The sequence below is a fragment of the Streptomyces sp. NP160 genome (assembly GCF_006335115.1).
GTDB lineage: Bacteria > Actinomycetota > Actinomycetes > Actinomycetales > Quadrisphaeraceae > Quadrisphaera.
On sequence record NZ_VDMJ01000093.1, the window covers coordinates 1 to 808 of the forward strand.

1 protein-coding gene is annotated in these 808 nt (G+C 69.7%); it reads right to left on the bottom strand.

Annotated features, from left to right (window positions below):
• Positions 1 to 93: 93 nt before the first annotated feature.
• A partial coding sequence (locus FHN55_RS22055; protein ID WP_139714551.1) for a carbohydrate ABC transporter permease occupies positions 94 to 808 on the bottom strand: 715 nt, incomplete at its 5' end.

The window sequence follows — 808 nt, forward strand, 5'->3', positions numbered from 1 at the left end:
CCCCGCGCCGGCGCCGGCCGGTGCGGGAGGTGCCCTCGAGGGCGGACACGGCGGCGGTCGGGGCGCTGCCGGTGGTGGGGCTCGTCGCGGCGCTCACGAGCGGCGCTCCTTCCGCTGGGCCGACAGCTGCACGACGTACGACAGGACGGCGATGACCAGCGCCAGCAGGAAGGCGACCGCCGCCGAGTAGTTCACGTTCTGGTTGGTGAAGGCGAGGTTGTACGCGTACAGGTTGGGGGTGTAGGCGGTGTCGATGACCGAGGGCGCCAGCGTGCGGAGCAGCTGCGGCTCGTTGAACAGCTGGAAGCTGCCGATCACCGAGAAGATCAGCGTCAGGAGGATCGCGCTGCGGATGGCGGGGATCTTCACCGACCACGCGATGCGCAGCTCGCTGGCGCCGTCCATCCGCGCTGCCTCGTAGAGCTCGCTCGGGATCCCGCGCAGCGCCGCGAACATGATGATCATGTTGTAGCCCACGAACGACCAGGTGACGATGTTCATGATCGAGCCCAGCATCCAGCTCGACAGGAACGGCGGCCTGGGCAGCGACAGCGCGTTCGCGACCTGCGCGAACGGCCCGAAGTCGGGGCCGTAGAGGTAGCCCCACATGAGGGTGGCCACCACGCCGGGCACGGCGTAGGGGAGGAAGACGGCCAGCCGGATGAAGCGCTGCGCGTAGAGCACGCCGGAGTCGAGCAGGAGCGCGATGACCAGCGCCACGCCCAGCATGATCGGCACCTGCACCACCAGGAACAGCGCGACCCGCACCAGGCCCGAGAGGAACGCCGGGTCGGACAGCGCGTCGACG